The following is a 26,431-nucleotide window of genomic DNA, read 5'->3' as shown; positions in this document are numbered from 1 at the left end:
CACGTGTTCACCCACGACTCGATTGGCCTGGGCGAAGACGGCCCGACCCACCAGCCGGTGGAGCACGTGTCCTCGCTGCGCTACATCCCCAACAACGATGTGTGGCGTCCCTGCGATGCGGCCGAATCGGCGGTCAGCTGGAAGGCCGCCATCGTCCGCAAGGATGGCCCGAGCTGCCTGATCTTCAGCCGCCAGAACCTGGCCCCGCAGCCGCGTACGGCCGAGCAGGTGCAGCAGATCGAACGCGGTGGTTACGTGCTGGCTGACGCCGCCGGTACCCCGGACGTGATCCTGATCGGCACCGGTTCGGAAGTAGGTCTGGCCGTGGCCGCCAAGGCCGAGTTGGATGCTGCCGGCATCAAGACCCGCGTGGTGTCGATGCCGTGCACCGACGTGTTCGATCGCCAGGACGCCGCTTACCGCGAGTCGGTGCTGCCGAACGCCGTGCGCAAGCGTGTTGCCGTCGAAGCCGGCGTCACCGGTTTCTGGCGCCAGTACGTGGGCCTGGACGGTGCGGTCATCGGTCTGGACACTTTCGGCGCATCGGCCCCGGCCGACAAGCTGTACAAGCACTTCGGCATCACCACCGAAGCGGTTGTGGCAGCAGCCAAGGCGCAGGTCGCGGGCTGATAGCCCTACATCGCGAGATTGGACAAAGGCCGGGGAAACCCGGCCTTTGTTTTGGTTTCGCCCCAACTGTAGTGCCCAGCCATGCTCGGCAGGGGTTTTACCCGCAAAAGCCATCCCTTCCCAGATACTCCCCTTCGCTACGCGAAAGGGAGGGCGGAAGGCACAGTCAGTGCCGAGCCATGCCCGGCAGGGGCTTTACCGGCGAAATCTGACCGCGCGCACTTGGCTACGCGAAAGGACGGGCGCAATCGTGCCCGCGGTCATCCACCGCGCACGGTCCGCGCCAGGGCAAGACGCAACAGGCCTGCATTGAGCCGCTCCCCGAGGCTTGCCGGTTGCTGCAACCCCATCCGTTGCAGATACAGCGCATCCCTGTCGGCCGCCGGTTGGCGCAGTGCTGCCACCACGGTGCGCAGCTTGCCCATCGGCGTCGCAGTCGCCGACTTCAACCAGCCCAACGCCCGCAGCAGATCCTGTTCAACCGCATCGAAGTCACTGCCCAACGGATAATCCGGCAGGCTGCCATCGGCACGGAACGGGGCAAGCTTGGCGCGCAACACCTCGGCGCGGTTCTGTTGCCAGTGCGCTGGAAGGGCGAAGTTCGCGGCAAGCTTCTTCGCGGCCTTGGCTTGATCCAGCAAGGCGGGTTGGAATGCCGCATCGGTGATGCCAGTCATCGCAATCACGCAATGCTCGTCGGTCAGGCCGCGCAGGTCGGCGATGCCGTATTCGTTGACGAACACATCGCGCAGGTGGCGCGGGATGGTGGTGTTGCCGTAGTTCCAGCGCACATTGGATTGCGCTTTGCCAGCTTCCTCGCGTAGTGCGCGGAACATCAGCACGCTGCGCGCATCGGGCAGGGCATGGGCCATCGCCACGAAGTTGTACTGGCCACCCACACCGGACACCACGCGGCCGTCTTCCAGTGCATCGGACGCGGCCGCCCCCAGCGCGCTGGCGATCATGCAGGAGTTGAAGAAGCGCGCATCGCGCCGCTGCAGGCGTTCCAGCGCTTCATTGCCGCCATGGAGCTGGTTGATCTCGCTGATGCGGCGCATGCCGATGGCGCTGCATTCGGCCTCGGGCAGGTTGCGCAGCCAGTCATAGAACTCGGGTGAGCCAAGGTAGAAGGCACCGTGCAGGTACTCGCCCTCGCGCGCCAGGCGGCCATGGTCACCTTTGCTGGCGGTGCCGTCGGCAAGGCGCTGCATCAATCCCGGATCGTCATGAACCTTGCGCCAGATGACGCCGGTCTGCACCAGCTTGCGGAAACCCTCGTTGAGCATTTCGCTGCAGCCGTACAGCCCGATCTCGAACGGTTCCAGTCCGCCGATTTCGCGCACCAGCGGGCTTTCGGCAAGCTGCGGGTCCAGCGCGTGCAGGATCTGCCGGTAGCGTGCGTTATCGGTATGCCGCAGCACCAATGCGTGGCTGAGTGCATCGGCCAGCGTGCCAATGCCGATCTGCAGGGTGCCGCCATCGCGTACCAGGGTGCTGGCGTACAGACCGATCGCATGGTCGGCATCGCTTACAGGCTGCCGGGGCAGGCCGAACAGTTGTGGGTAGGGGCCGGGCGGGCTGATGACCAGGTCGAAGAAGTCGACGTCGACCGTCGCGCTGCCACCCAGCCAGGGCAGCTGCGGGTCGATCTCGGCAATCAGCAGCGGCTTGGGCAGGCCGCGCGCGGCAATGGCGTCCAGGGTGTCCTGGGTGATGTCGTTGTTGCAGGACAGGGACAGCCGCGGGTTGCCATCGCGACAGGCCACCTTCTGCACGATGGCATGCGGTGCGCGTTGCGCCACCGCATCGGCGGCATGGGTGTAGTTGAGGCTGGTGTAACTGCGCTGCGCCTGCGATGAGCGCAGCAATGCACCGGACTGCATGTAGAACTCTTCTACCTGTACATGTGCCGGCAGCGCATCGCGGGCAATCGCATCGGCATAGGCCAGGCGCGGGTAATCCGCGCCGAAGTGGCGCTCGACGAAGGGCCGCATGAATCGTGCTTCCAGGCCGTCGCCTTTGGCCCGCGGTGGATTGAGCGACAGCGCGGTGTAGAGCTGCAGCGGCCGGCTTGGATCCTGTTCGATGCGCGCATACAAGGCATTGAGCAGGCGATGGGGTTTGCCCAATGCCAGCGGTGCGCCGATGCGCAGCGGTCCCTGGGTATTGCCCAGCAGCCAATCCACGGCTGCGTCAAGGTCGGTCACGTAGTGGGGCATGGTGTCCGCTGTCTGCGAGGGTCCCGGCATTACAGCATGGGCTTGCTGAATCACCTGAAGAGGCCTTGACAGGGGATTCGTTTACTCGTGTAATCGGTAAAAATTTACAGGCGTAAACGATGATCCGGATCAGCGAGGCCGAAGCGGTGGTGATGGAGGTGCTGTGGAGTGCGCACCCGCTGTCCGCCGATGAAGTGATGGCGCGTTTGCCGGGCGGCAATGAATGGGCCGAGGCAACCGTCAAAACCCTGCTCAACCGACTTCTCAACAAGGCGGCGATCACTGCCACCAAGGAGGGTAGGCGGTTCCTGTATACACCGCTGGTCCAGCGCGATGCCTGGCTGCTGGAGGAGAGCAGCAGCCTGATCGAGCGTCTGTTCGATGGCCGGGTCGCGCCGTTGGTGGCGCATTTCAGCCAGCACCAGCGGCTTAGCCGGGACGACGTGGCCGAGCTGCGCAAACTGCTGGAGGAACTTGACGATGACCAGCACTGAACTGCTTACGGTGCTGCTGGAAACCAGTGCTGCCAGCAGCGTGGCGATCGTGCTGGTGCTGTTGCTGCGTGGGCCGGTGCGTGCCCGGCTGGGCGCAAGCGCAGCCTATCTGCTGTGGCTGATGGTGCCATCGGCATTGCTGGCGGTGCTGTTGCCGGGACCGCAGCTGGTGGCGGTGCCGATGCTGGCTGTGGGGACGCCAATGCTAGCAGTGGCGCCGGTCGCGGTTGGCGCCAACCTCGCTACCACCTGGCCGCAGTGGGTGCTGTGCGGGTGGTTTTCCGGCGTGTTTTTGATGGCGCTGCGCTTGTCCAGCCAACAGCGGCGCTTCCGCAAGGCGCTGGGTGTGCTGCAACAACGCAGCGATGGCCTGTGGCAGGCAAGCAGCAGTGCCGGGCTGCCTGCGGCGATGGGCCTGCTGCGCCCGATGATCGTGCTGCCAGCGGGTTTCGAACAGCGCTACTCACCGCTGGAGCAGCAACTGGTGCTGCTGCATGAGCGCATCCACCTGCAGCGTGGTGATATCGCCATCAACGCCATGTTGGCCTTGCTGCAGTGCATTTACTGGTTCAACCCGCTGCTGCTGCTGGCACAACGCCGCTGCCGTGAGGACCAGGAGTTGTCCTGCGACGAGCGCGTCATCGCGCGGATGGCCGGTGCCCGTCGCAGCTATGGCGACGCCATGCTCAAGACCGGGCTGGCGCAGTCTGCATTGCCGGTGGGGTGCCACTGGCAGAACCATCATCCATTGAAGGAGCGAATTGCCATGTTGAAGCGACCCGTACCCGGCAGGCAGCAGTGGGCGGCAAGTTTGTTGTTGGCGGCAGGGCTGAGCCTTGGCGTCGGCTACGCGGCGTGGGCGGCGCAGCCGGCCTCGGCGGCACCTGCCGGACAGACCGGTGCGCAGGTCTATGCCACCTTCATCGAGGCCACGCTCGATGGCACTACCCAGCGTTTCGAGTTGCGCCAGCCCAGCGGCAAGCCCTTCTCCTTCAGCGCCAGCTCCGATGCCGGTGTGCAATGGGCGGCGGAGTTCAGCCTCGAGCCCATGGCCGATGGTCTGTTGAAGCTGCAGGGCACGCTGAAGGCCGATGGCGCACTGGTGTCGTCGCCGACCTTGTTGGTGGCACCCGACAAAATGGCGGGCATCGAAGTCTCCACTGCGGATGGGCGTTCGACCTGGAAGCTGCAGTTGCGCTCGGCACCCCAAGTTGCTGTAGCCCATGCTGCCACCCGCATCATGGTCGAGCCGGCTGCGGCCGATGGTGAACCACAGGTGGACCGCATGCCGCCGCCGCGTTACCCGGCAACCGCGGTGGACAACCGCATCGAAGGCAAGGTGATGCTGCGCATCGAGGTGGGCGCTGATGGCCGGCCTACCGACGTCAAGGTGACCCAGTCCCAGCCGCAGGGCGTGTTTGATGCGGCGGCGGTGGAGTCGGCATGGAAGTGGACGTTTGTTCCCGCACGCCGGAATGGCCAGGCAGTGGCGGCATCCTTGCAGGTGCCGGTGCAGTTCGCCATGGATGAAGAAACCACGTACAGCGAGAGCAGCGGGAGTTGAGCATGCGCCGTGCTGCGTTGCTTGTCGCGCTGCTGCTGGTGACCGGCTGCGCAACACGGCCGCCGCCGCAGTCACCGGCCGCCAGCTATGACGTCAACCAACACCGGCAGCTGCTGCAGCCGGAGGGTGGTACCGCGACGGGCGGACAGGTACAGGCGTATCAGCTGGCGGCGAGCGAGCGCTTCCGCATGCCTATGGCTGTACAGGCGGCGGAGCCGGTACTGCCGGAGGAGTTCGTGCGGCGGTCGTTGCCACCCACCACGGTGTGCGTGCGGGTGATCGTCGATGGGCAGGGGCAGGTCCAGCGGACCGAGCCGCTGCTGGCGCACTCGCAGTGTGGCAGTGGTGGGGTGCAGGCCAACGCCGCGTTGCTGCAGGCCGCGTTGGCGGCGACTGCGGGCTGGGTGTTCCAGCCTGCGGCGCTGTGTCACTTTGCTGCCGGCGTCACGCCGGCCAGCGATGACGATTGTACCGGGGCGACGCGCGTGGAAGCGGTGCCGGTGACCCTGTCCTATGCCTTTACCTTTGAAGTGGTGGAGGGCAGGGCGCAGGTTCGCCGCCAGGGCGGGCTGCGCTGAGCGTTGGGGCGCGCGTCGTCAGCCGCGCGCCTGCGGCTCAAGGATTGTCCAGCAGCTGGTTGAGCAACATTGCCAGCTGTTCACCGCCCAGGCGCAGCTGCGCTTCGGCGACGGGCAGCCAGGTGGCGGTGTAGCGCTCGCCGATCTTGTGGCCGGACGGGTACAGGCCCTTGCGGGTGGCAATGCGGCAGGTCTGTTCGGCCCAGCGTGCCGCGTCCTGCTGCAGGTCCGGAGCGTGTAGGCCGGTTGGCGCCGGCAGTGCCTGCAGGCGTTGCAGGAACTGGTCGTCATTGAGCTGCAGCGGGTAGAACATGCCGCTGTCCCAGACCGAGTGCAGGTTGGTGCCGCGGCCGTTGTACTGCAGCTGGTAGTTGTTGCCGCCACGGTCGTTGCCGTAACCGGCGTGCAGCGGCTGGTGCAGGTCGCCGACCAGGTGCACCACGAACTTCAGTGCCTGCAGGCGCTCGGCACCGCTGCGGCTATGATCGGCCAGGATCGCCGACTGCTCCTTCAGTGCCTCCACCACGCAGTTGCCGTCGGGGCAATGCCGGGGCTGCTGGTAGATGCAGCCGTCCTCGGCCATGTTGATGTAGTGCCAGCTGGCAGAACGGCGGCCCAGGTCAGGGTCCTCCTTGCGCAGCTGATCAGCCCAGGGCGCGATGCTGGCCAGGGTGGCGCCAGCCTCCTGCGCCAACAGTTGGTCAATTTCGGCCCGGGCCTGCGGATCCAGACGGGTTTCTGCCACGCGGGCAACCAGACGGTGGCCTTGTGCCCCCCAGGCCAGGGCGTCACCGGCAAGCAGTGACAATGCCAGCGTAAAGCCGACGGAAAGGAAAGCGGTGTTCTTCATTGCCGCTATGTTAGCGAGGCGGCGGCGTGTCCGCTTGGCGGAATGCGGCCGGCTTGGATTCAGATTTCGTTCTCCTCCGACGGAGCGGCAGCCGGTTGCCTGTCACCGCACTGTCCAGTGCCCCTGGCCATGGAAAGCGCTGGATGCAAGACGCCGGACCAGGGTCCCGCGCCAGCCCGAGCAGGCGCCATCACCCGCGTTGGCTGGCGCGCCAAAAAAAGCCCCGGCACAAGGCCGGGGCAAGCATGCTGCGGAACGTGGGGTCACCCGGTGGGGTGTTTAGAACTTGAAAACGTAGGCAACGCCGTAGACCAGCGGATCGATCTTGGCGGTGCCCAGGTTGTTGCCGTTGACTTTGACCTTGGTGTCGATGTCGGCCCAGCGCAGGTCCACGCGCAGCGCACCCTTGTCGCTGACGGCGAAGTCCAGGCCGGCGTGGGCGGCCAGGCCCCAGGAGTCTTCCAGCTTCAGCTTGGTGCCCGCCAGCGCGCCCTTGCTGTCGGTGCTGAAGAACTTGGTGTAGTTCACGCCCAGGCCGACGAACGGGGTGACCTTGCTGCTGTTGGCAAAGTGGTACTGCAGCGAGACCACCGGCGGCAGCTGCTTGGTTTCGCCCACCTTGCCAACGCCGTCGATGCTGACCTCGTGCTTGAACGGCAGGGCAGCCAGCACTTCGATACCGACGTTGTCGGCGACGAAGTATTCAAAGGTCACGGTCGGCTTGACGTCGCTGTCGACCTTGGTGGACAGGGCGCCCAGGCCCAGCGCAGCGCCGTTGAGATCGCCGGCATCGGACTTGGGGTCAACGGCGTGTACGCCGACGCCCAGGGTCCAGTCACCCTTGGACTGGGCCATCGCCGGGGCGGCGGCCAGGGACATGGCGGCAGCGAGGCCGGAGAGCAGCAGGGCGGAGGTCTTGCGCATGTGGAATTCCATTGCTTGTGGAGGTGGCGCCAGTGTTCCCGGCCGCCGCCAGGGCCGCCTTGATCCTGATCAAACACGCGTTTGCACTCAGCCGCCGCTCAGCTGGCGTGGCGGCTGGGGGGGCTGGCGACGACCGCGCCGGGCCCGAAAGCTGGCCTGCGCGGCCCCGGGGGCGGCATCGCTCCTGTTAGAATGACGCCCCCTTCCACCCCCCGCCGCAACGGCTTTGCGGCTGCAGGAGCTTGTGAACATGGCAATCAAGGTCGGCATCAACGGTTTCGGTCGCATCGGGCGCAATGTGCTGCGTTCGGCAGTGTTGAACTTCGGCAACGACATCGAGATCGTGGCCATCAATGATCTGCTGGAACCGGATTACCTGGCCTACATGCTCAAGTACGACTCCGTGCATGGCCGTTTCAAGGCCGACGTGGAAGTGTCGGGCAGCGACCTGCTGGTCAACGGCAAGAAGATCCGCCTCACCCAGGAACGCGATCCGGCCAACCTGAAGTGGGACGAAGTGGGCGTGGACGTGGTTATCGAGTCCACCGGCCTGTTCCTGACCAAGGAAACCGCGCAGAAGCACATCGACGCCGGCGCCAAGAAGGTGATCCTGTCGGCCCCGTCCAAGGACGACACCCCGATGTTCGTGTTCGGCGTGAACCACAAGACCTATGCTGGCCAGAACATCGTCTCCAACGCCTCGTGCACCACCAACTGCCTGGCCCCGCTGGCCAAGGTCATCAATGACAAGTGGGGCATCAAGCGCGGCCTGATGACCACCGTGCACGCTGCCACCGCGACCCAGAAGACCGTTGACGGCCCGTCCAACAAGGACTGGCGCGGCGGCCGTGGCATCCTGGAAAACATCATTCCGTCCTCCACCGGCGCCGCCAAGGCCGTTGGCGTGGTGATCCCGGAATTGAACAAGAAGCTGACCGGCATGAGCTTCCGCGTGCCGACCTCGGACGTGTCGGTGGTCGACCTGACCGTCGAGCTGGAGAAGGAAGCCACCTACGCTGAAATCTGCGCCGAAGTGAAGGCACAGAGCGAAGGCGCGCTGAAGGGCATCCTCGGTTACACCGAAGACAAGGTGGTTGCCACCGACTTCCGTGGCGAGACCCACACCTCCGTGTTCGATGCCGAAGCCGGCATCGCCCTGGACGGCACCTTCGTCAAGCTGGTCAGCTGGTACGACAACGAGTGGGGCTATTCCAACAAGTGCCTGGAAATGGTGCGCGTCGTCGCCGCCTGATCCTCGCAATAGTCGCAAACAGAACGGGCGCCGAAAGGCGCCCGTTCTGCATTCAATGCCCTCCCTTTCGCCGAAGGCGAAGGGGGAGGGGGGCTCTGGCTCAATGCTCCGTAGCCCGGGTAAGCGCAGCGCACCCGGGATGCGAGAGGCTTGCAAAGCCTGCGGCAAGGATCTGCACGGAATGCCCCGGCTGCGCTGCGCTTACCCGGGCTACATGGAATTGCAGACCGCAGCAATCGCTGCTCGGCCTTACTTCACCGGCGGCAACTCAATCCCATCCTTGCCCGGGTGCTTGGCAAACCGCCCCTGTCCGGCCGGATGCACCGGCCCATGGCTGGACCACGGCCAGCCACCAAACTGGGTACGCCCGTAATCCCGCCGCGCCTGCTCGATCTCCTCGGCGGTGTTCATCACGAACGGGCCATAGGCCACCACCGGCGCGCCGATCGGCACGCCCTGCAACAACAGGATCTGCACCACGTCATCGCCGCTGTTGCGCAGCGGCAAGGCACTGCCGGCAGCCACTTCCAGCAAGCGTGGCCCAGTGATCTCATCACCATCCAACTGCAGTTGCTTGCCGTCGTGGAAGTACAGCGTGCGTCGTGTGCCTTGCCCGCTCGCGGGTGGCAAGGTCACCGCAGCACCCGGCTGCAGGGTGATCTGCCAGACCGCGACATCGGCCTGCGGATTGGCCGCCCAGGAACTGCGCCCAGGTGCCAGCGGCAGCAGCTCGGCGTGGCCGGGTTCCTGCGGGACATAGCGCCCGGCGATTACTTTCACCTCGGCACCGTCGATGCGGTAGCTGGGGATGTTCTCGCCCCACAGCATCACGAATTCGGGATCAGCCATCTTGCTCTGCGGCGGCAGGTTCAGCCATATCTGATACAGGTCCAGCGGATTGCCCTGCTCACGCGAACGCAGCGGGAACATTTCCGAATGCTGGGTGCCGCCGCCGGCAGTAAGCCACTGCACGTCGCCATCGCCGTAGCGCGCGGTGGCACCCAGCGAGTCGGCGTGGTCCACCAGCCCCTGCGGCACGATGGTGATGGTTTCAAAGCCGCGGTGTGGGTGGGCGGGGAAGCCCGGCACGGTGACCCCGTGGTACATGCTGAAGCCGTCCTTGCCGCTGAAATCATGACCAAGTTCGCGGCCGCCCAGCTGGCGCATGTCCACGCCCTGTTCGGCGGTGGCCTGCGGGTACTGGTCCAGATGATGGGCGCAGAACAGGAACGGATCGGTGCCCGGCCACGGGCGGCCCAGCGGTTCGTTGCGAAGGATCAGAGCGGACATCGGGAACTCCTTTGGGGCTTGGGGGACGCGCCGGGCTGGCGCCGGGCTGCGTGGACATGCTCTATTGATGGGTGCGCGGTTCCAGGCCACAAGGAGGCACGTCGATGGCAGCAACTCACACCGGTGATACCGGGCTGATTGCAGGTGAAGGGGCTGCACAATGCCAGCAGATGCGTGCGGTGCTGGACCGCGTAGGCGAGAAATGGAGCCTGCTGGCGGTGCTGGCCCTGCGTGCACAGGCGCGCCGCTTCAACCAGCTGCGGCGCGATCTTCATGGTGTGTCGCCGCGCATGCTGGCGCGCACCCTGCGTGGTCTGGAGCGTGATGGGCTGGTCAGTCGGCAGGTCTACCCGACCGTACCGCCGCAGGTGGACTATGCGTTGACCGAGCTGGGCCAATCGATGCTGGCACCGGTAGACGCCTTGTTGCAGTGGGGCTTGCAACAGCAGCAGCCGATGGACGCGGCGCGGGCGGCCTTTGATGCGCGTAATCACGATGAGGATGAATCGCCAGCCTGAACCGGCACCGCCAGCTTTGCGTTTGCAGGCAGCCCGGCTAAGGTGTGGCGGCACCCTGCGGGGGACAAGGACGACGTATGGACGACACGCTGGTGATGTTGGGATTGGTTGCGGTACTGGCCGTGCTTGCGGTGCCGGTGCTGCTGGTGATCACTTGGGTGTCGCTGGCGTCGTTGAAACGGCGCGTGGCCACGCTGGAGGCGTGTCTGGCTGAACAGACGGGCGGGAGGGCTGCGGCGGCGGCGCCACCGGCTGCGGCAGCAGCGGGACGGACCGATGCCGAGCCGCAGGCAGCAGCGCCGGAGCCAGTGCGCCCCGTGCAGCCCGCGCTGCCCGTGGTGCCGCCGTTACCACCGTTGCCCGAGCGGGTTGCCGCGCCGGTTGCACCGCCGATTGTCGAGCCCGTGCTCGAGGCGCCACGGCCAGCAACCCGGCCTTGGGTGGCACCGCCGCCGCCCAAGCCCAATTTCATCGAGCGCGGCATCGCCCGCGCCAAGCAATGGCTGACCAGCGGCAATGTGCCGGTCAAGGTCGGCATGCTGGTGTTGCTGGCCGGTGTGGCTGCCCTGCTCAAGTACGCAAGCGACCAGGGCTGGTTCGTGGTGCCGCCCAGCCTGCGTCTGGCCGGCATCAGCGCCGCGGCGCTGGCCGGGCTGGTGTTCGCGTGGCGCAAACGCGAGAGCCACCGCAGTTTTGCCTTGGCCATGCAGGGCGGCATGATCGGCATCCTGCTGCTGGTGGTGTTCGCCGCCTGCAAGAACTACGGCATGATCGGCAGCGCGCCGGCCTTTGCCTTGAGCGTGGTGCTGATTGCCGGCTTGTCGGTAATGGCCGTGCTGCAGGAAAGCCGCACATTGGCCATCCTCGGTGTATTGGCCGGCTTCATGGCGCCGATCTGGCTATCGGACGGCAGTGGCAACCATGTCGCGCTGTTTGCGTATTACGCGCTGCTCAATGCCGGCATTTTCGCCATTGCCTGGGTGCGGCCGTGGCGCATCCTCAACCTGCTCGGGTTTGTCTTCACCTGGGGCATCGGCACGATCTGGGGTGTGCTGGATTACACACCGGGCAAGTTCAACAGCACCGAGCCGTTCCTGTTGCTGTTCTTCGTGTTCTATCTGCTGTTGCCGCTGCTGTATGCACGCAAGGCGGCCAGTGCCGGCAGTGCCCGCATCGATGGCTGCCTGTTGTTTGGCACGCCGCTGATCGCCTTCTCGCTGCAGGCCGGCTTGTTGCAGGGTGAGCGCATGCCGCTGGCGCTGTGCGCCTTGGGCGTGGCCGCGCTGTACGCCGTGCTGGCACGCGCGCTGATCCACAAGCCCCGGTTGGATGTGCTGGCCCGTGGCTATGCCATCCTGGCGGTGGGCTTTGCGACGCTGGCGGTGCCGCTGGCCTTGTCGGCCAAGGCGACGGCGTCGGTGTTTGCGCTGGAAGGTGCCGGGCTGGTCTGGCTGGGCCTGACCCAGCAACGGCGCCTGGCGCGCTGGACCGGCATCGGCCTGCAGTTGGCGGCCGCCGCTGCGCTGCTCATCGGCGTATCCAATACAAGCGCGCTGCCGGCGACGGCCATTGCCAATGCCACGTTCATGGGGGCCTTGCTGATCGCCGTTGCCGGCTTTGCCTGCGCATGGTGGTACCGCGCTGCGGGCAAACTGCAGCTGGCGACGCTTGCCTATGTGTGGGCCCTGGCCTGGTGGCTGGGCAATGTGATCACCGAGGTTGCTGATTTTGTCGAGGTGGGCAGCCGCCTGCATGCGCTGTTGCTGCTGCTGGGGGTGACTGCGTGGGTGGCCGCCGAGGTGCAGCGGCGGGCACCGGCGCTGGCGTTGTCGCTGACCACGCTGGGCGGTTTTGTCCTGGCCTTCCCGCTGGCTTTCCTGCAGGTATCCGAGTACGGGCAACCGTTCGCCGGTCATGGCGCATGGGCCTGGGCGGTGTTTGCGGCGCTGGGCGTGCGCAGCCTGATCTGCCTGCGCGCCGGCAGCGGCAGGGTTGCTGGCCTGGCGCAGCTGGCCTGGTGGTTGCTGTGGCCGACGGTGGTGTCCTTGCTGGCCTGGCATGTGGGCGCTCGCTTCGCCTTGGCCGAAGGCTGGGTGGGCATGCTGCTGGCGCTGCCCTGGCTGTTGCTGGCGGTGTTGTCGATGTACCGCTGGGCATGGCTGTCGCAGCCGCTGGGTGCGGCATTTGATCGCTACCGCACGGCCTTACAGTTGGCTGTTTTTGCGGCGCTTGGGCTGTGGTGGCTGACTTCGCTGTCCAGCGCCGGTTCGGCCGCGCCGTTGCCGTGGATCGTGGTGTTCAACCCGCTGGAGCTGGCCGAAATCGCGGTGCTGGCCCTGCTCGCGATGCGTCTGCGGCAGAACCGTGGCGTAGGGGTGCTGCCGGCACAGTTGGTGGGCACGGCATTGGCGGCGCTGGTGCTGGTCACGGTGATGACCTTGCGCGCCGTGCATCACTGGGGTGACGTGCCGTGGAACGAGAGCCTGCTCGGCAGCAAGCTGGCGCAGACCAGCTTGACCGTGGTCTGGAGCCTGCTGGGCGTGATCGGTTGGATCAGTGGTTCGCGTCGCGGGCAGTGGGGCCTGTGGCTGGCCGGTGCCATCCTGATGAGCGTGGTGCTGGCAAAGTTGCTGCTGGTGGACCGCGGCAACCTGGGTGACCTGCTCGGCATCGGTGCCTTCATCGCCTATGGCTTGCTGTGCACGCTGGTGGGCTGGCTGGCGCCGGCACCGCCGCGCCGCGCGCTGGCCGACAACAACGAGGAAACAACGGCATGATCAAACGTCTGCTTGTGCTGGCCCTGCTGCCGCTGAGTGCGCAGGCCAGCACCGATTTCGCCCAGCAATGGCCGCTGCAGCTGCAGCAGGCCGATGCCGGTGCCTATCGCGTGCCCTTGGATGCTGCCGTCTACCAGGCCGCGCATTGGCGTGACCTGCGCGATGTGCGGGTGATTGATGCGGACGGCACGCCGGTGGCCAGTACCGTGTATGCCGCGACCACGCCGCTTGGCGGCGCGGTACGCACCGCGCCGCTGCAATGGTTTGCGCTGCCGGCCGGCAGCGCCGCCGGGGATGACGATCTGAGCGTGGTGGTGCAGCGCGATGCCGGCGGCAAGGTCGTTTCGATCCGCAATTCGGTGGCGCTGCGTGCGGACGCGGGTGCGCCTGATCCGATCTGGCTGATCGATCTGGGCGCGGAGGCCGGCAAGCTGCGGCGGCTGCTGGTTGACTGGAGTGATACGGCGGCAACGCTGGACCTGGGCTATCGCCTGGAAGGCAGTGATGACCTGCGCGGGTGGCAGGTGCTCGATCCACAGGTGCGGCTGGTGCAGCTGCGCAATCAGGGCAATGAGCTGCGCAGCAACAGCATCAAGGTCGAATCCGGCCTGCGCTACCTGCGGCTGGTGCCGCTGCAGCGCAGCGGAGCGCCGCAGCTGCTGGGCCTGCGCGGTGAGTTTGCCGACGCGGTGGAGATCAGTGATTGGCAGTGGCAGCAGTTGCAGGCTGCTGCCGGTGGCAATGGCAAGGACGGTTATCTGTACCGTCTGCACGGGCGCTTCCCGGTGCAGCGGCTGGACGTGGTGATGCCGCCCAACAGCGCGGTGAGCTGGACCGTGTCCAGCCGCGACCAGGACCGGGTGCGTGCCGACGATGGTGAGCCGGCATGGCAGGTGCTGACCAGCGGATGGAATGCCTGGAACCTGAGCGAAGCCGGCAAGCAGCAGCGCTCGCCGCCGCTGGAAACCTCCGGCATCGTCGACGACCGCCAGTGGCGGCTGCAGGCCGAGCCGGGTGCGATACCGGCGGCAGCGCCGGTGCTGCGCCTGGGCTACCGGCCGGGCAGCATCGTGTTCCTGGCGCAGGGCAGGGCACCGTATCTGCTGGTCGCAGGCAGCGCCGACGAGGGCAAGGCGCAGGCGGCGCTGGACCCGATGCTGGCAGCGTTGCGCGCGCGCAATGGCGCGCAGTGGCAGCCGGCGGCCGCCAGCCTGGGGGCGATGGCGCAGCGTGCCGGTGACGCGGCCTACCAGCCTGCACCCGAGCCACGGGATTGGAAGAACATCGTGCTGTGGGTGGTGTTGGTGCTCGGCGCCTTGGCGGTCACCGGCTTTGCGTTGAGCCTGATGCGCAGCAGCCGCGACAAGAGCGGCACATGAGGTCGCTTTCCGGCTGGGCGCGGTGCTGATCCGGTTGCGGGAGGAGGTGGCTCCCGCAACAGGGATAGGCGGCCAGCTGCCGGCGGTGGCGCGTTGCCGAAGGTGTGGCGCGGCTTGAAGTGCGCTCGCATACATCGGATCAGAAGCGCAGCGATCTGAACGCAGTGGTGTGTGGCGGGTTGCTGGACAGGCTTTGCGATGTAGGGTGCTGCATTGCCAAGGCCGCTGCCGAGCATGGCTCGGCCCTACGGATTGAAATCCTGGCGTAGCAGCCCGTACATGGCGCTGTCGCAGATCTCGTCGTTTACGTCCCAGCGTTGCCGGAACAGGCCTTCGCGGACGAAGCCCAGCCTTTCCAGCAGGCGGCAGGAAGGCAGGTTGCGTGGGTCGATGTCGGCCTCGATCCGGCGCAGTCCATGTTGCTTGAACAGATAGTCCAGGATCAGCCTGAGCGCTTCGCTGGCCAGGCCCCGGCCCTGCCAGTCCGGATGCAGGCTGTAGCCGATTTCGGCGCGGGCCTGTTCCGGGTCGATATGGAACACCGCGCTGCTGCCGATCAGCCGGTCGCTGTCGGCATCGGCAATGGCATAGATCAGGATGTCCAGTTCGCGGCGCTGACGCTGGATGTCGGCGATCTTCTGTTCGGCCTGTGCCAGTTCGGTCCAGGCCGGATAGCTCCAGTAGCGCATCACCTGGGGGTGGCTGTGGATGGCGAACAGTGCCGGCGCGTCGTTGGCATGCACCTCGCGCAGGCGCAGGCGGGGGCTGGACAGCTCGGGTTGCGGCAGGCGTGGCGACATCCGGTGCACCTTGGGTTTGCCCCTGCAGGCAGGGCGGGCGAGAATTGCGGTTTCCCCACACTCTGCGGAGCTGATCCTGCCATGTCCATCGTTCGCATGACCGACCTCGACCTTTCCGGCAAGCGCGTACTGATCCGTCAGGATCTGAACGTGCCGATCGACGAGAACGGCCGGATCACCTCCGAGCAGCGCATCACCGCCTCGCTGCCGACCCTGAAGCTGGCACTGGAGAAGGGCGCCGCTGTACTGGTGACCTCGCACCTGGGCCGTCCCAAGGAAGGCGTGTGGAGCGAAGCCGATTCGCTGGCGCCGGTGGCCAAGCGCCTGTCCGAGCTGCTGGGCGTGGACGTGCCGCTGGTCAAGGACTGGGTGGACGGCGTGGACGTGGCCCCGGGCCAGATCGTGCTGCTGGAAAACTGCCGCATGAACGTGGGCGAGGGCAAGGACGATGAGGCGCTGTCGCAGAAGTACGCCGCGCTGTGCGATGTGTTCGTGATGGATGCCTTTGGTACCGCCCACCGTGCCCAGGCCTCGACCCATGGCGTGATCCGTTTCGCCCCGGTCGCGGCCGGCGGTCCGCTGCTGATGGCCGAGCTGGACGCGCTGGACAAGGCGCTGGCCAAGCCGGCGCGCCCGTTGCTGGCGATCGTGGCCGGCTCCAAGGTCTCGACCAAGCTGGAGCTGCTGTCCAGCCTGGTCGGCAAGGTGGACCAGTTGATCGTCGGTGGCGGCATCGCCAACACCTTCATCGCGGCCGAAGGCCATGGCGTGGGCAAGTCGCTGGTCGAGAACGATCTGCTCGACACCGCGCGCAAGATCGATGCCGATGCCAAGGCCCGCGGCGCCGAAATCCCGCTGCCGACCGACGTGGTGGTGGCGCCGGCATTTGCAGCTGACGCCCCGGCCACGATCAAGGCCGTGGACGCCGTGGGTGCCGACGACATGATCCTGGATATCGGCCCGCAGACCGCCGCACAGTACGCCGAGCTGATCGCCAAGGCCGGCACCGTGGTCTGGAACGGCCCGGTCGGCGTGTTCGAGTTCGACGCCTTCGGCAAGGGTACTGAAGCGCTGGCCCGTGCCATCGCCGGCTCCAAGGCATTTTCGATTGCCGGCGGTGGTGACACCCTGGCAGCCGTGGACAAGTATGGCATCGCCAAGGAAGTGAGCTATATCTCCACCGGTGGTGGCGCGTTCCTGGAGTTCCTGGAGGGCAAGACCTTGCCGGCGGTGGCAGCGCTGGAGGCCCGCGGCGCGTGAGCCGCGATGTGTTCTTCTTCGATCTCGACGGCACGCTGATTGACTCGGCCGTCGGCATCACCCGCTGCGTGGCCTATGCGCTGGAGAAGATGGACCAGCCGGTGCCGGGCGACGCCGAACTGCGCAAGTGGATCGGCCCGGCGCTGCGTACCAGCTTCAGCCCGGTATTCGGCGACGCCGAGCGGGTGGAGCGGGCCGTTGAGCTGTACCGCGAGCGCTTTGACGTGCTGGGCTGGCAGGAGCATGCGATCTACGCCGGTATCGGCGAGGTCGTGCAGGGCCTGCATGCGGCCGGCCATCGGCTGGCGGTGGTCACCGCCAAGAATGAGCCGCATGCCCGCCGCATCGTCGAGCACCTGCCGTTCGGCAGCTGTTTCGAGGACATCATCGGCGCCACTCCGGACGGCTCGCGCAGCCACAAACCGGAACTGATCGCCGAGGCCCTGCAGCGCCTGCAACTGCAGCCGGCAGCGTGCTGGATGATCGGCGACCGGCGCATGGATATCGAAGGTGCGCGTCACCACGGCATGCGCAATGTGGGTGTGCTGTGGGGCTTTGGTGGTCGCGAGGAATTGCAGGCTGCCGGGGCTGGAGCGGTGGTGGCTACGCCCGATGAGTTGGCAGCGGTATTGCGCGGTTGATTGTTGGGGCGGGTGTTTTGAGGCTTTGGTAACCGGAGCCTCCATGCTTTCACTGCACAGAAAAAATTGATCCTCATTCCCGCGCAGGCGGGAATCGCTCTTGGCTTTTGACTTTGCTTTGGATGTTGTTGTGTGTGGCGAGAGCCAAGAGCCAAGAGCCAAGAGCCAAGAGCGATTCCCGCCTGCGCGGGAATGACGATCTGGGAGGTTTCAGGGGGAAGCCCCTTTCGCAGCAGTCGCGCGCCCGCTTGTCATCCGATGTCCTCGGCATGTCTCTGCTGCCAATCTTTTCTGCTGCAAAGCAGCACGACTTGCCCTCGGGCCAACACGCAACAGCAACCTTCACGTGCTGAGCTATGCCCAGCGCTTATTGACCTATGCAAGCCAGTGATAGGTCCCGCGTTGTCATGCCGTACGGTATGTCCAGACGGCCTGTCTGGCCTGTCTTTGGGACAGTGCAGAAAGTGTCTTATGAAATCGTATGCGACATCGTTGTCATGCAACGGATGTGCTACTTTCGGCGGTCTATTAGGGAGAGCAAGTACCATGATTGAACGTCAGCGCCGCACCAAGATCCTCGCCACCCTCGGGCCGGCAACCGATGCACCCGGCGTGCTGGATGATCTGTTCCGCGCGGGCGTCAACGTGGTGCGACTGAACTTCTCCCACGGCGATCCGTCCGGCCAGGCCAAGCGTGCTGCCGATGTGCGTGCCGCGGCCCAGCGCGTGGGTGTGGAAGTGGGCATCCTGGCCGACCTGCCGGGCCCGAAGATCCGCATCGAGCGCTTTGCCGAAGGCAAGGTCACGCTCAAGGCCGGTAATCGTTTTGATCTGATCGCCAGTACCGATGCACCGGCCGGCGATGCCAGCCAGGTGGGCGTGAGCTACCTCGGCCTGCCGCAGGACGTGGGCCCGGGTGACGTGCTGTTGCTCGACGACGGCCTGATGCAGCTGCAGGTGGTTGAGGTGCAGGGTGAGCGCATCATCAACACCGTGCTCAACGACGGCGTGCTGTCCGACCGCAAGGGCTTGAACAAGCAGGGCGGTGGCCTGTCGCTGGGCGCGCTGACCGAGCGTGACAAGGAACTGATCGGTATCGTCGCCAAGATCGGCGTGGACTTCATTGCCGTCTCGTTCTGCCGCAACGCGCAGGACATGAACGATGCACGTGCCATCGCCCAGCAGCACGGCTGCGACGCGGCGCTGGTGTCCAAGATCGAGCGCACCGAAGCCATCGAGAACCTGGAAGAGATCGTCGACGCCAGTGATGTGGTGATGGTGGCGCGCGGTGACCTGGGGGTGGAAATCGGCGACGCCGAGCTGCCGGGCCTGCAGAAAAAGATCATCAAGGCCTCGCTGGCGCAGAACAAGGTGGTCATCACCGCCACGCAGATGCTGCAGTCGATGGTCGAAAGCCCGATTCCGACCCGCGCCGAAGTGCTGGACGTGGCCAACTCGGTCATCGACGGCACCGATGCGGTGATGCTGTCGGCCGAAACCGCGGCCGGTGCCTACCCGGTCAAGGCGGTCGAGGCGATGGCCCGCATCTGCCTGGGTGCAGAGCGCCAGTTCCAGACCGAGACCGACTTCAATGCCTCGCCGCGCAACCTGGAGCGCGCCGACCAGGCCATCGCCATGGCCACCATGTTCCTGTCGCAGCACGTCGGCGTGCGCGCCATCGTGGCGATGACCGAATCCGGTGGCACCGCGCGTTACCTGTCGCGTTTCCGCGCCAAGGCGCCGATCTATGCGGTTACCCGCCATGACGGCGCACGCCGGCAGATGGCGCTGATGCGCGACGTGTTCCCGATCAACTTCGACAGCCGTGGCTTCACCCCGCGTGAAGCGGCGCGCGGCAGCATCCGTCTGCTGGTCGAGGCCAACCTGCTGGAAGCGGGTGATCGGGTGGTGTTCACCAGCGGCGAGCACATGGAAACCCATGGCGCCACCAACACCTTGCGTCTGCTGGAAGTGGGCAATGACGGTCGCGCCAGCGGCTTGGGCGACCTGTAAGCGACGTCAGCAACACGCCACCGCTCCGGTCAGCAACTGATCGGACCGGACAGGTTTTGTCCTGACCTGACAGCCTGAAACCGATTCCAGACCTTGCGGGCAGCCAGCCGGTGAGCGTGCCGGGCTATAATCCGGGTTTTCCCGCACGCTGTCACAGGAACCTCATGAGCATCGAACTGCTGGCTGAAACCGCCCAGGCCATGGTTGCCCCGGGCAAGGGCATCATCGCCATTGACGAATCCACCGGCACGATTGCCAAGCGCTTCGCAAGCGTCGGCATCGAGAACACGGAAGAAAACCGTCGTGCCTACCGCGAACTGCTGCTGACCACGCCGAAGCTCAACGAGCACATCTCCGGCGCCATCCTGTACGACGAAACCATCCGCCAGTCGACCAAGGACGGCGTGCCGTTCGCCAAGTACATGGCCGACAACGGCATGATCCCGGGCATCAAGGTCGACAAGGGTGCGCACCCGCTGGCCGGCTGCCCCGGTGAGCTGGTGACCGAAGGCCTGGACGGCCTGCGCGAGCGTCTGCAGGAGTACTACAAGCTGGGCGCCCGTTTCGCCAAGTGGCGTGCGGTGATCAACATCGGCGAAAGCATGCCGTCGGGTACCTGCATCGAGTCCAACGCCCACGCGCTGGCCCGTTATGCTGCCCTGTGCCAGGAATGCGGCCTGGTGCCGATGGTTGAGCCGGAAGTGATCATGGACGGCGACCACGACATCGAGACCTGCTACGAAGTCACCGAAGCCACCCTGCGTTCGCTGTTCGACGCCCTGTACCAGCAGAACGTGGTGCTGGAAGGCACCATCCTGAAGGCCTCGATGGTCATTCCGGGCAAGACCTGCGACGAGCAGGTGGATGTCGAGGAAGTGGCCGAGTCCACCGTGATGTGCCTGAAGTCGACCGTGCCGGCGATCCTGCCGGGCGTGGTATTCCTGTCCGGGGGCCAGAGCGACGAGCAGTCCACCGCGCACCTCAACGCCATGAACCAGCTGGGCAACCTGCCGTGGCCGCTGAGCTTCTCCTATGGCCGCGCCATGCAGCAGGCGGCACTGAAGCTGTGGGCCAAGGATATGAAGGGCAACTACGCTGCCGCACAGAAGACCGTGTTCGAGCGTGCCAAGGAAAACGGCCTGGCTGCACAGGGCAAGTGGGAAGGCTGATAGGCCAACCTGCGTGAGTTGAACAGAACGCCGGCCATAAGCCGGCGTTTTGTTTTGCTTTGCTTTTGCAGGTGCGGCGTTAACCGCTGGTGCCAACGCAACAGTCGAGGTGGCTGCATTGCAGTCATTCCAGGCAGCCTGATCATTTTCAGCTGCGTGGCTAACGCGGCTCCTGCAAGCTCGGCGCCCTACAATCGGGTTTTTCCTCAGAGGTGATCCGATGCACCGCAGAATCGCGCTGGGACTGTTGGTGTCGACCATGACTGCATCCACGTTTGCCGCGGAGCCACGCGATTTCGATATCCAGCACTACGCAACCAGCCTGGATCTGGATATCGCCACCGGTCAGCTGCAGGGGGAGACCCTGGTGCGCTTCGACGCCACGGCCCCACTGCATCAGCTGGTCCTGGACAGTGGTGAACTGGTCGTCGATTCGGTCACGCACGATGACAAGCCCCTCAACTTCCAGCAGGCCGATGGAACGCTGACCATCAGCCTTGCAGCGACGTTGACCGCGGGCCAGCAAGGCAGCGTACGCGTGCACTACCGCGGCAAGCCGCGCTTTGGCCTGGAGTTCGCCGCCGCACGCAACGAGGTCTACACGATATTCTCCACCAGCCAATGGATGCCGTCGGTGGATGCGCCGGACGAGCGCGCTACGCTGCAGTTGGCACTACGCCTTCCTCGCAACCTGCATGCGACGGCGGTTGGCGATGAACTGCCATCGCGCCTGCTCGGTGATGGTCGCATCGAACACCGATGGCAGCTGCGCAAACCAACGCCGGCGTTCGTCTATGGCTTTGCTGCAGGGCCTTATCAGCACGCGCGGCAGGGGCGCTTGCAGTTCTACTCGAAGGACCGTTCCGAGGCCGAGCTGCGGCAGGTGTTCGCCGCCACTGACGACATGCTCGACTTCTTCGCTGCACGCGCAGGCCTGGCCTATGAAGGCGACTATCGGCAGGCGCTGGTCGCCAACACAATCGGCCAGGAAATGGCTGGTCTGTCGGTGATGTCGGAGGCCTATGGCAAAGGCGTGCTGGATGATCCCACCCAGACTGGCTTGATCGCCCACGAAGCCGCGCATCAATGGTGGGGCGTACGCGTGACCTGTGCCAGCTGGGAGCACTTCTGGCTCAACGAAGGTTTCGCCAACTTCATGACCGCGGCGTGGTTGCAGCAGGCGCAGGGCGAGGCCGCCTACCAGGCGATGGTGCAGGGCTGGGAGCAGCGGGTGCGGGCGCTGCGTGAGAAGGGCGCTGATCGGCCGTTGGTGTATCCGGATTGGAACAAACCCAGCGCCGATGATCGTGCGGTGGTCTACAGGAAGGGCGCGTACGTGCTGCACCGTTTGCGCATGGAATTGGGCGAGGAGCTGTTCTGGCGCGGGTTGCGCGAGTACACACAGGCCAATGATGGGCGCTCGGTGGTGACGGCGGATTTCCAGAAGGCGATGGAGCGTGCGGCCGGGCGCTCACTGCAGGGGTTTTTTGATGCCTGGATTTATGGGTTGGGTGGTGAAGTCGGGTGATTGGTTTGCGGCAAAGAGCTACCCCTCCCCAACCCTCCCCTTGCCTGCGGCAAAGGGAGGGGGCAGTTCATGCAGGTCGGATAGATCGTGCGCAGCCGCTCTTGCCCCCTCCCTTTCGCGCAGCAAAGGGGAGGGCTGGGGAGGGGTAGCTTTTGCTTTTGCTTGGCCGTTGAACAACCAAACCTCAATGCGCAGGCGCAAACCCACCCGCAAACGACGCCAGTACAGAACCCGTATGCTCCTGCGCCGGCGCAGCGCTGGCCAGGGCCTGCTGGTAGATCTTGAATGCCGCAGCGTTGTAAGCCACCAGCACGATCCGCGAAGGCCGCGCATGGCTCTTCTGCCAGGTCATGGTCTCGGTGGCGGCTATGACCGCCGCCTGATGCAGCGGGTAGCCATACACGCCGCAACTGATCGCCGGGAATGCAATTGATTCCAACCCCATCTGCTCAGCCAGGCGCAGCGATTGCCAGTAGCAATTGGCCAGCAACGCTGCTTCATCATGGCGACCATCGCGCCACACCGGGCCAACGGTATGGAATACATGTTTGGCCGGCAAATTGTGTCCGCCGGTGGCGCGCACCTCGCCGGTGGGGCAGCGCACCCCGGTGCGCAGTTCGGGCAACTGCTCGCATTCGCGCAGCAGGCCGGGGCCTGCGGCCCGATGGATTGCGCCGTCCACGCCGCCGCCGCCAAGCAGGCTTTCGTTGGCCGCGTTGACGATGACGTCAACGGCCAGTTCGGTGATGTCGCCCTGCCAGACTTCAATGTTCATGGCCGTGATCTTCCCTTGCGATGTATGAGAAAGATGTGACGGCTACCGCCACGCCGGACACAGCGGCAGTCTGCGCCCATGACGTCTCATCTGGTGCGATTCACGGACCCGGAAAAGCACGAAGGCCGCATGGGCGGCCTTCGCGTTGCTGACGGGTTAAGTAACGACAGTTACGGAAGGCCAGCCAGCCAGTCGTCGTCCGAGCCGTCGTTGACGTCGGCGAACAGGGGGGTGGAGAAGTAGCGCTCGCCGGTATCGGGCAGCATCGCCAGGATCACCGAGCCGGCCTCGGCCTTGGCGGCGACATCCAGCGCTGTGGCGACGGTGGCACCGGCCGAGATGCCGACGAAGATGCCTTCCTCGGCGGCCAGCCGGCGCGAGGTTTCGATCGCACGCTCGTCCTGGATCGACAGCAACTGGTCGTAGACCTCGCGGTTGAGCACTTCCGGGACGAAGTCCGGGGTCCAGCCCTGGATCTTGTGCGGGCTGAACTCCTTGCCGGCGAGCAGGGCGGCACCGGCCGGTTCGGTGGCGATGATGCGGGTGTCCGGGCGGGCCAGCTTCAGCACCTCGCCCACGCCGGTGAGGGTGCCGCCGGTGCCCCAGCCGCTGACGAAGTAATCCAGCCGCTTGCCAGCGAAGTCGCGCAGGATTTCGGCGGCGGTGGTCTGGCGGTGGAAGGCCGGGTTGGCCGGATTGGCAAACTGGCTGGCCAGGAACCAGCCATGCTGTTGAGCCAGTTCCTTGGCCTTGCGCACCATGCCGGTACCGCGTTCGGCGGCCGGGGTCAGGATCACCTTGGCACCGTAGGCGCGCATCAGCTTGCGACGCTCCACCGAGAAGGTTTCCACCATGGTGGCGACGAACTTGTAGCCGCGCGCGGCGGCCACCATGGCCAGGGCCACGCCGGTATTGCCGGAGGTGGCTTCGACGATGGTGTCGCCGGGCTTGATCAGGCCCTTCTTCTCCGCGTCCAGGATGATGGCCAGGGCCAAGCGGTCCTTGACCGAGCCGGCCGGGTTGAACGACTCCACCTTGACGTAGATATCCACGCCGGCCGGGGCCAGGCGGTTGAGCTTGACCACCGGTGTATTGCCGATGGTGTCCAGGATGCTGTTGTAGATAGCCATTGAATTCTCCGGGGAGGTGGTCAGGCGGCGTCGGCCAGTGTGGGCGCAGCCGTCTTTGCGGAAAGTGAGGAAGCAGGAGGCGTTGCGAGCAGCGGCGGCGTGCCGAACCAATGCAGTTCGTCGGCCAGTGCCGCTACGTCGCCCAGGATCAGCAAGGCTGGCGACTGCACCTGGTGCTGGGCGGCGGTATCGGGTAATTGCTGCAGCGGCCCTCGGACCACACGTTGGTTGGCACGTGAGCCGTTCTCGATCAGCGCGAACGGCGTGTTGGCGGGCAGCCCCGCGCCCAGCAGGCGCTTGCGGATCTGCGCCAGCGCGGCAACGCCCATGTAGAACACCAGGGTCTGCCGCGGCTGCGCCAGTTCCGGCCAATCCAGTGTGTCCAATGAATCCTTGCAGTGCGCGGTGACCAGGCGCAGCTGCTGGGCATGGTTGCGATGGGTCAGCGGTATGCCGGCGTAGGCGGCGCAAGCCAGCGCGGCGGTGATGCCGGGCACCACCTCATAGGGCACGCCGTGGGTGCGCAGGAACTGCAGTTCCTCGCCGCCGCGACCAAACACGAAGGCATCGCCGCCCTTGAGCCGCACCACGCGCTTGCCGGCGCGGGCATGCGCCAGCATCAGCGCATGGATGTGGTCCTGCGCGGTGCTGTGGCCCTGCGCGGACTTGCCGACCTCGATGTAGTCGGCATCGCGGCGGGCCAGTTGCAGCACCTCGGCGCTGACCAGGCGGTCGTGCAGGATGACATCGGCCTGGTTGAGCGCGCGCAGGGCATTGAGAGTCAGCAGGCCGGGGTCGCCGGAGCCTGCGCCCACCAGCACCACCGAACCGATGGGGGTGGCGGCTTCCTCGCGCAGGTCCTGCAGCAGCTGGCACTGTGCGTCCACGCTCTGGCGGCGACGCAACAGGCCCAGCATCGGGCCCTCGACCAAGCGGTCAAAGAAACGGCGGCGCGCGGCCAGGTCAGGCAGCTGCGCGCGGATCAGGCTGCGCTTGCGGGTAACCAGGTCAGCCAGGTCGCCCCAAGCCTGATCGAACAGGGATTCAATGCGACCGCGTACATGGCGGGCCACCATCGGCGCACCGCCGCCACTGGAAATGGCAATCTGCAGCGGCCCGCGTTCCACCACGGCCGGAACATGGAAGGCGGACAGCTGCGCATCGTCCACTACGTTGGCGAACAGGTGCCTGGCCTGGGCGGCGGCGGCCACGTCACGGTTGATGGCAGGGTCGTCGGTGGCGGCGATCACCAGCCAGATATCGGTGTCCAGCCATTGCGCATCGAATTCGCCCTGCAGCCACTGCAGCTGGCCGGCCTCCAGCCGCGCCAGCAGGCCTGCACTCAGCCGCGGTGCGCCTACGCGGGGCAGGGCACCGGCGTGCAGCAGGGCCTCGGTCTTGCGCTCGGCGACCGCTCCGCCCCCCACCACCAGCACAGCCCGTCCCTTGAGGTCGGCAAACAGCGGAAACAGAGGGGCGTCCAAGGCGTTAATGTCAGCGGTATGAGGAGGCCCGTGAACGTAACCCCCGGCCGTCGGGGTCGGAAATGACTTGCCCAGCGGGGTAAATTACTTTCGGTTATAAGCTCGAACGACGAATTGGCCTACATTCTTCACACACCCTTACTGAAGTTCACACTTACCCACTGCGATGACCCTTACCCAACTGCGTTACCTCGTAGCCATTGCCGATGCCGAGCTGAACATCACGCTCGCCGCGACACGGGTGCATGCCACCCAGCCGGGGTTGTCCAAACAGCTCAAACAGCTTGAGGACGAGTTGGGCTTTCTGTTGTTCGTGCGCAAGGGACGCAGCCTGGAGTCGGTGACGCCCGCAGGCGAGGAAGTGATCAGCCGCGCCCGTGCGGTACTGGCCGAGGCCAACAACATCCGCACCTATGCCGCCAACCAGCGCCGCGAGAGCCACGGCCAGCTGGTGCTGACCACCACCCACACGCAGGCGCGCTTCGTGCTGCCACCGGCGGTCGCCCGCATCAAGCAGGCCTATCCGCAGGTCAGTGTGCACCTGCAGCAGGCCGCCGAAAGCGATGCGCTGGACCTGCTCAGCCAGGGCGACGCCGACATCGCCATCATCAGTACCGCGGGCGGTGAACCCACCACCGGCATTGCCGTGCCGTTGTACCGCTGGCGGCGGCTGGTGCTGGTGCCCAAGGGCCATCCCTTCGACCGCCCGGGCAATGTGCCTGACATGGCCGCATTGGCAAGCCAGCCGCTGATCAGCTACGAATCCTCCACCCGCACCAGTTCGTCATTGCGGCGCGCTTTTGCCGCACTGGATCTGGAGCCGGACCTGACACTGACCGCACTGGACGCGGACCTGATCAAGACCTATGTACGTACTGGCCTCGGGGTCGGGCTGCTGGCGGAGATGGCAGTCAACAGCTACGACACCGATCTGCGTGCCTGGCCGGCACCGGCATCAATTCCCGAATGCATCGCCTGGGCGGTGTTGCCGCGCGACCGGGTGCTGCGCGACTACGCACTGGAACTGGTGCACGTGCTGGCACCGCAGATCGACAAACGTGACCTGCGGCGCGTGCTGGACGGCAACCAGGCCGCCGACTGGCCGGTGCCGCCCACCTGGGAATCGCTCACCCAGACCATCACCGTCTGACCGCGA

At 65.7% G+C, this 26,431-nt stretch carries 22 protein-coding genes; 14 read left to right on the top strand and 8 right to left on the bottom strand.

The window, feature by feature from the left end:
• A partial coding sequence (locus B2527_RS15965; protein WP_293715825.1) for a transketolase-like TK C-terminal-containing protein occupies positions 1–630 on the top strand: 630 nt, incomplete at its 5' end.
• 260 nt (positions 631–890) lie between these two features.
• Here B2527_RS15965 and B2527_RS15960 read toward each other — a convergent pair.
• Positions 891–2,849: an acetyl-CoA hydrolase/transferase C-terminal domain-containing protein gene (locus B2527_RS15960; RefSeq protein ID WP_293715822.1), complete on the bottom strand. Its 1,959-nt coding sequence runs from the start codon at positions 2,847–2,849 to the stop codon at positions 891–893.
• Between the two features lie 119 nt (positions 2,850–2,968).
• Between B2527_RS15960 and B2527_RS15955 the strand changes: the two genes are divergently transcribed.
• Genes B2527_RS15955 through B2527_RS15945 form a run of 3 tightly spaced genes read left to right on the top strand, consistent with a single transcriptional unit; the run spans position 2,969 to position 5,485 of the window.
• Entirely contained in the window at positions 2,969–3,343 is a 375-nt protein-coding gene (locus B2527_RS15955) for a BlaI/MecI/CopY family transcriptional regulator (protein WP_293715818.1), read from the top strand.
• Positions 3,330–4,907: a TonB family protein gene (locus B2527_RS15950; protein WP_293715815.1), complete on the top strand. Its 1,578-nt coding sequence runs from the start codon at positions 3,330–3,332 to the stop codon at positions 4,905–4,907. Before B2527_RS15955 ends, B2527_RS15950 begins: the two co-directional genes overlap by 14 nt.
• 2 nt (positions 4,908–4,909) lie before the next feature.
• Positions 4,910–5,485: a hypothetical protein gene (locus tag B2527_RS15945; protein WP_293715811.1), complete on the top strand. Its 576-nt coding sequence runs from the start codon at positions 4,910–4,912 to the stop codon at positions 5,483–5,485.
• 37 nt (positions 5,486–5,522) lie between these two features.
• Here the strand turns inward: B2527_RS15945 and B2527_RS15940 are convergent, their stop codons facing one another.
• Positions 5,523–6,335: a S1/P1 nuclease gene (locus tag B2527_RS15940; RefSeq protein WP_293715808.1), complete on the bottom strand. Its 813-nt coding sequence runs from the start codon at positions 6,333–6,335 to the stop codon at positions 5,523–5,525.
• 279 nt (positions 6,336–6,614) lie between these two features.
• Positions 6,615–7,259: an OmpW/AlkL family protein gene (locus tag B2527_RS15935; RefSeq protein ID WP_293715805.1), complete on the bottom strand. Its 645-nt coding sequence runs from the start codon at positions 7,257–7,259 to the stop codon at positions 6,615–6,617.
• Between the two features lie 250 nt (positions 7,260–7,509).
• Between B2527_RS15935 and gap the strand changes: the two genes are divergently transcribed.
• Positions 7,510–8,511: a type I glyceraldehyde-3-phosphate dehydrogenase gene (gene gap, locus B2527_RS15930; RefSeq protein WP_293715803.1), complete on the top strand. Its 1,002-nt coding sequence runs from the start codon at positions 7,510–7,512 to the stop codon at positions 8,509–8,511.
• A gap of 249 nt (positions 8,512–8,760) precedes the next feature.
• Here the strand turns inward: gap and B2527_RS15925 are convergent, their stop codons facing one another.
• Positions 8,761–9,801 (bottom strand): pirin family protein, encoded by a 1,041-nt coding sequence (locus tag B2527_RS15925; protein WP_293715800.1) that lies wholly within the window; start codon positions 9,799–9,801, stop codon positions 8,761–8,763.
• A gap of 104 nt (positions 9,802–9,905) precedes the next feature.
• On the opposite strand from B2527_RS15925, the gene B2527_RS15920 reads away from it, so the two are divergent.
• The 3 genes from B2527_RS15920 (at position 9,906) to B2527_RS15910 (ending at position 14,475) form a co-directional block, all read left to right on the top strand.
• The gene (locus B2527_RS15920) at positions 9,906–10,319 is read left to right on the top strand and encodes a winged helix-turn-helix transcriptional regulator (RefSeq protein ID WP_293715797.1); all 414 of its coding nucleotides are present in this window, start codon (positions 9,906–9,908) and stop codon (positions 10,317–10,319) included.
• Between the two features lie 77 nt (positions 10,320–10,396).
• A complete protein-coding gene (locus B2527_RS15915; RefSeq protein WP_293715794.1) occupies positions 10,397–13,096 on the top strand; it encodes a DUF2339 domain-containing protein in 2,700 nt (899 codons plus the stop codon).
• Positions 13,093–14,475, top strand: a complete 1,383-nt coding sequence (locus B2527_RS15910) for a DUF3999 domain-containing protein (protein ID WP_293715791.1) — start codon at positions 13,093–13,095, stop codon at positions 14,473–14,475. The genes B2527_RS15915 and B2527_RS15910 overlap by 4 nt, the downstream gene beginning before the upstream one ends.
• 245 nt (positions 14,476–14,720) lie before the next feature.
• Here B2527_RS15910 and B2527_RS15905 read toward each other — a convergent pair whose 3' ends face one another.
• Positions 14,721–15,275: a GNAT family N-acetyltransferase gene (locus B2527_RS15905; protein ID WP_293715788.1), complete on the bottom strand. Its 555-nt coding sequence runs from the start codon at positions 15,273–15,275 to the stop codon at positions 14,721–14,723.
• An 81-nt stretch (positions 15,276–15,356) separates the two neighbouring features.
• On the opposite strand from B2527_RS15905, the gene B2527_RS15900 reads away from it, so the two are divergent.
• From B2527_RS15900 to B2527_RS15880, 5 genes are all read left to right on the top strand, one after another.
• Complete coding sequence (locus B2527_RS15900) at positions 15,357–16,535, top strand: phosphoglycerate kinase (protein WP_293715785.1); 1,179 nt, start codon at positions 15,357–15,359, stop codon at positions 16,533–16,535.
• Positions 16,532–17,176, top strand: a complete 645-nt coding sequence (locus B2527_RS15895; protein ID WP_293715782.1) for an HAD-IA family hydrolase — start codon at positions 16,532–16,534, stop codon at positions 17,174–17,176. Before B2527_RS15900 ends, B2527_RS15895 begins: the two co-directional genes overlap by 4 nt.
• A 546-nt stretch (positions 17,177–17,722) precedes the next feature.
• The gene (gene pyk, locus B2527_RS15890) at positions 17,723–19,189 is read left to right on the top strand and encodes a pyruvate kinase (protein WP_293715780.1); all 1,467 of its coding nucleotides are present in this window, start codon (positions 17,723–17,725) and stop codon (positions 19,187–19,189) included.
• A gap of 164 nt (positions 19,190–19,353) precedes the next feature.
• Positions 19,354–20,358, top strand: a complete 1,005-nt coding sequence (locus tag B2527_RS15885) for a class I fructose-bisphosphate aldolase (protein WP_293715777.1) — start codon at positions 19,354–19,356, stop codon at positions 20,356–20,358.
• 259 nt (positions 20,359–20,617) lie between these two features.
• Positions 20,618–21,886: a M1 family metallopeptidase gene (locus B2527_RS15880; RefSeq protein WP_293715774.1), complete on the top strand. Its 1,269-nt coding sequence runs from the start codon at positions 20,618–20,620 to the stop codon at positions 21,884–21,886.
• A 184-nt stretch (positions 21,887–22,070) separates the two neighbouring features.
• On the opposite strand, the gene B2527_RS15875 is transcribed toward B2527_RS15880, so the two are convergent.
• The 3 genes from B2527_RS15875 to cysG form a co-directional block, all read right to left on the bottom strand.
• Complete coding sequence (locus B2527_RS15875) at positions 22,071–22,661, bottom strand: O-acetyl-ADP-ribose deacetylase (RefSeq protein ID WP_293715771.1); 591 nt, start codon at positions 22,659–22,661, stop codon at positions 22,071–22,073.
• A 170-nt stretch (positions 22,662–22,831) separates the two neighbouring features.
• Complete coding sequence (gene cysK / locus B2527_RS15870) at positions 22,832–23,791, bottom strand: cysteine synthase A (RefSeq protein ID WP_293715769.1); 960 nt, start codon at positions 23,789–23,791, stop codon at positions 22,832–22,834.
• 20 nt (positions 23,792–23,811) lie between these two features.
• A complete protein-coding gene (gene cysG, locus B2527_RS15865; protein WP_293715766.1) occupies positions 23,812–25,275 on the bottom strand; it encodes a siroheme synthase CysG in 1,464 nt (487 codons plus the stop codon).
• 166 nt (positions 25,276–25,441) lie between these two features.
• On the opposite strand from cysG, the gene B2527_RS15860 reads away from it, so the two are divergent.
• A complete protein-coding gene (locus B2527_RS15860) occupies positions 25,442–26,425 on the top strand; it encodes a LysR family transcriptional regulator (RefSeq protein ID WP_293715763.1) in 984 nt (327 codons plus the stop codon).
• Positions 26,426–26,431: the final 6 nt, after the last annotated feature.

The sequence above is a fragment of the Stenotrophomonas sp. UBA7606 genome, from assembly GCF_002477705.1.
Lineage (GTDB): Bacteria > Pseudomonadota > Gammaproteobacteria > Xanthomonadales > Xanthomonadaceae > Stenotrophomonas.
Note: the sequence above shows the minus strand (reverse complement) of the source record. Positions and strands in the feature narration are given on the sequence as shown.

Coding starts and splice junctions, on each gene's coding strand:
- B2527_RS15960 (WP_293715822.1), bottom strand. CDS start 2,849: ATGCCCCACTACGTGACCGACCTTGACGCAGCCGTGGATTGGCTGCTG.
- B2527_RS15955 (WP_293715818.1), top strand. CDS start 2,969: ATGATCCGGATCAGCGAGGCCGAAGCGGTGGTGATGGAGGTGCTGTGG.
- B2527_RS15950 (WP_293715815.1), top strand. CDS start 3,330: ATGACCAGCACTGAACTGCTTACGGTGCTGCTGGAAACCAGTGCTGCC.
- B2527_RS15945 (WP_293715811.1), top strand. CDS start 4,910: ATGCGCCGTGCTGCGTTGCTTGTCGCGCTGCTGCTGGTGACCGGCTGC.
- B2527_RS15940 (WP_293715808.1), bottom strand. CDS start 6,335: ATGAAGAACACCGCTTTCCTTTCCGTCGGCTTTACGCTGGCATTGTCA.
- B2527_RS15935 (WP_293715805.1), bottom strand. CDS start 7,259: ATGCGCAAGACCTCCGCCCTGCTGCTCTCCGGCCTCGCTGCCGCCATG.
- gap (WP_293715803.1), top strand. CDS start 7,510: ATGGCAATCAAGGTCGGCATCAACGGTTTCGGTCGCATCGGGCGCAAT.
- B2527_RS15925 (WP_293715800.1), bottom strand. CDS start 9,801: ATGTCCGCTCTGATCCTTCGCAACGAACCGCTGGGCCGCCCGTGGCCG.
- B2527_RS15920 (WP_293715797.1), top strand. CDS start 9,906: ATGGCAGCAACTCACACCGGTGATACCGGGCTGATTGCAGGTGAAGGG.
- B2527_RS15915 (WP_293715794.1), top strand. CDS start 10,397: ATGGACGACACGCTGGTGATGTTGGGATTGGTTGCGGTACTGGCCGTG.
- B2527_RS15910 (WP_293715791.1), top strand. CDS start 13,093: ATGATCAAACGTCTGCTTGTGCTGGCCCTGCTGCCGCTGAGTGCGCAG.
- B2527_RS15905 (WP_293715788.1), bottom strand. CDS start 15,275: ATGTCGCCACGCCTGCCGCAACCCGAGCTGTCCAGCCCCCGCCTGCGC.
- B2527_RS15900 (WP_293715785.1), top strand. CDS start 15,357: ATGTCCATCGTTCGCATGACCGACCTCGACCTTTCCGGCAAGCGCGTA.
- pyk (WP_293715780.1), top strand. CDS start 17,723: ATGATTGAACGTCAGCGCCGCACCAAGATCCTCGCCACCCTCGGGCCG.
- B2527_RS15885 (WP_293715777.1), top strand. CDS start 19,354: ATGAGCATCGAACTGCTGGCTGAAACCGCCCAGGCCATGGTTGCCCCG.
- B2527_RS15880 (WP_293715774.1), top strand. CDS start 20,618: ATGACTGCATCCACGTTTGCCGCGGAGCCACGCGATTTCGATATCCAG.
- B2527_RS15875 (WP_293715771.1), bottom strand. CDS start 22,661: ATGAACATTGAAGTCTGGCAGGGCGACATCACCGAACTGGCCGTTGAC.
- cysK (WP_293715769.1), bottom strand. CDS start 23,791: ATGGCTATCTACAACAGCATCCTGGACACCATCGGCAATACACCGGTG.
- B2527_RS15860 (WP_293715763.1), top strand. CDS start 25,442: ATGACCCTTACCCAACTGCGTTACCTCGTAGCCATTGCCGATGCCGAG.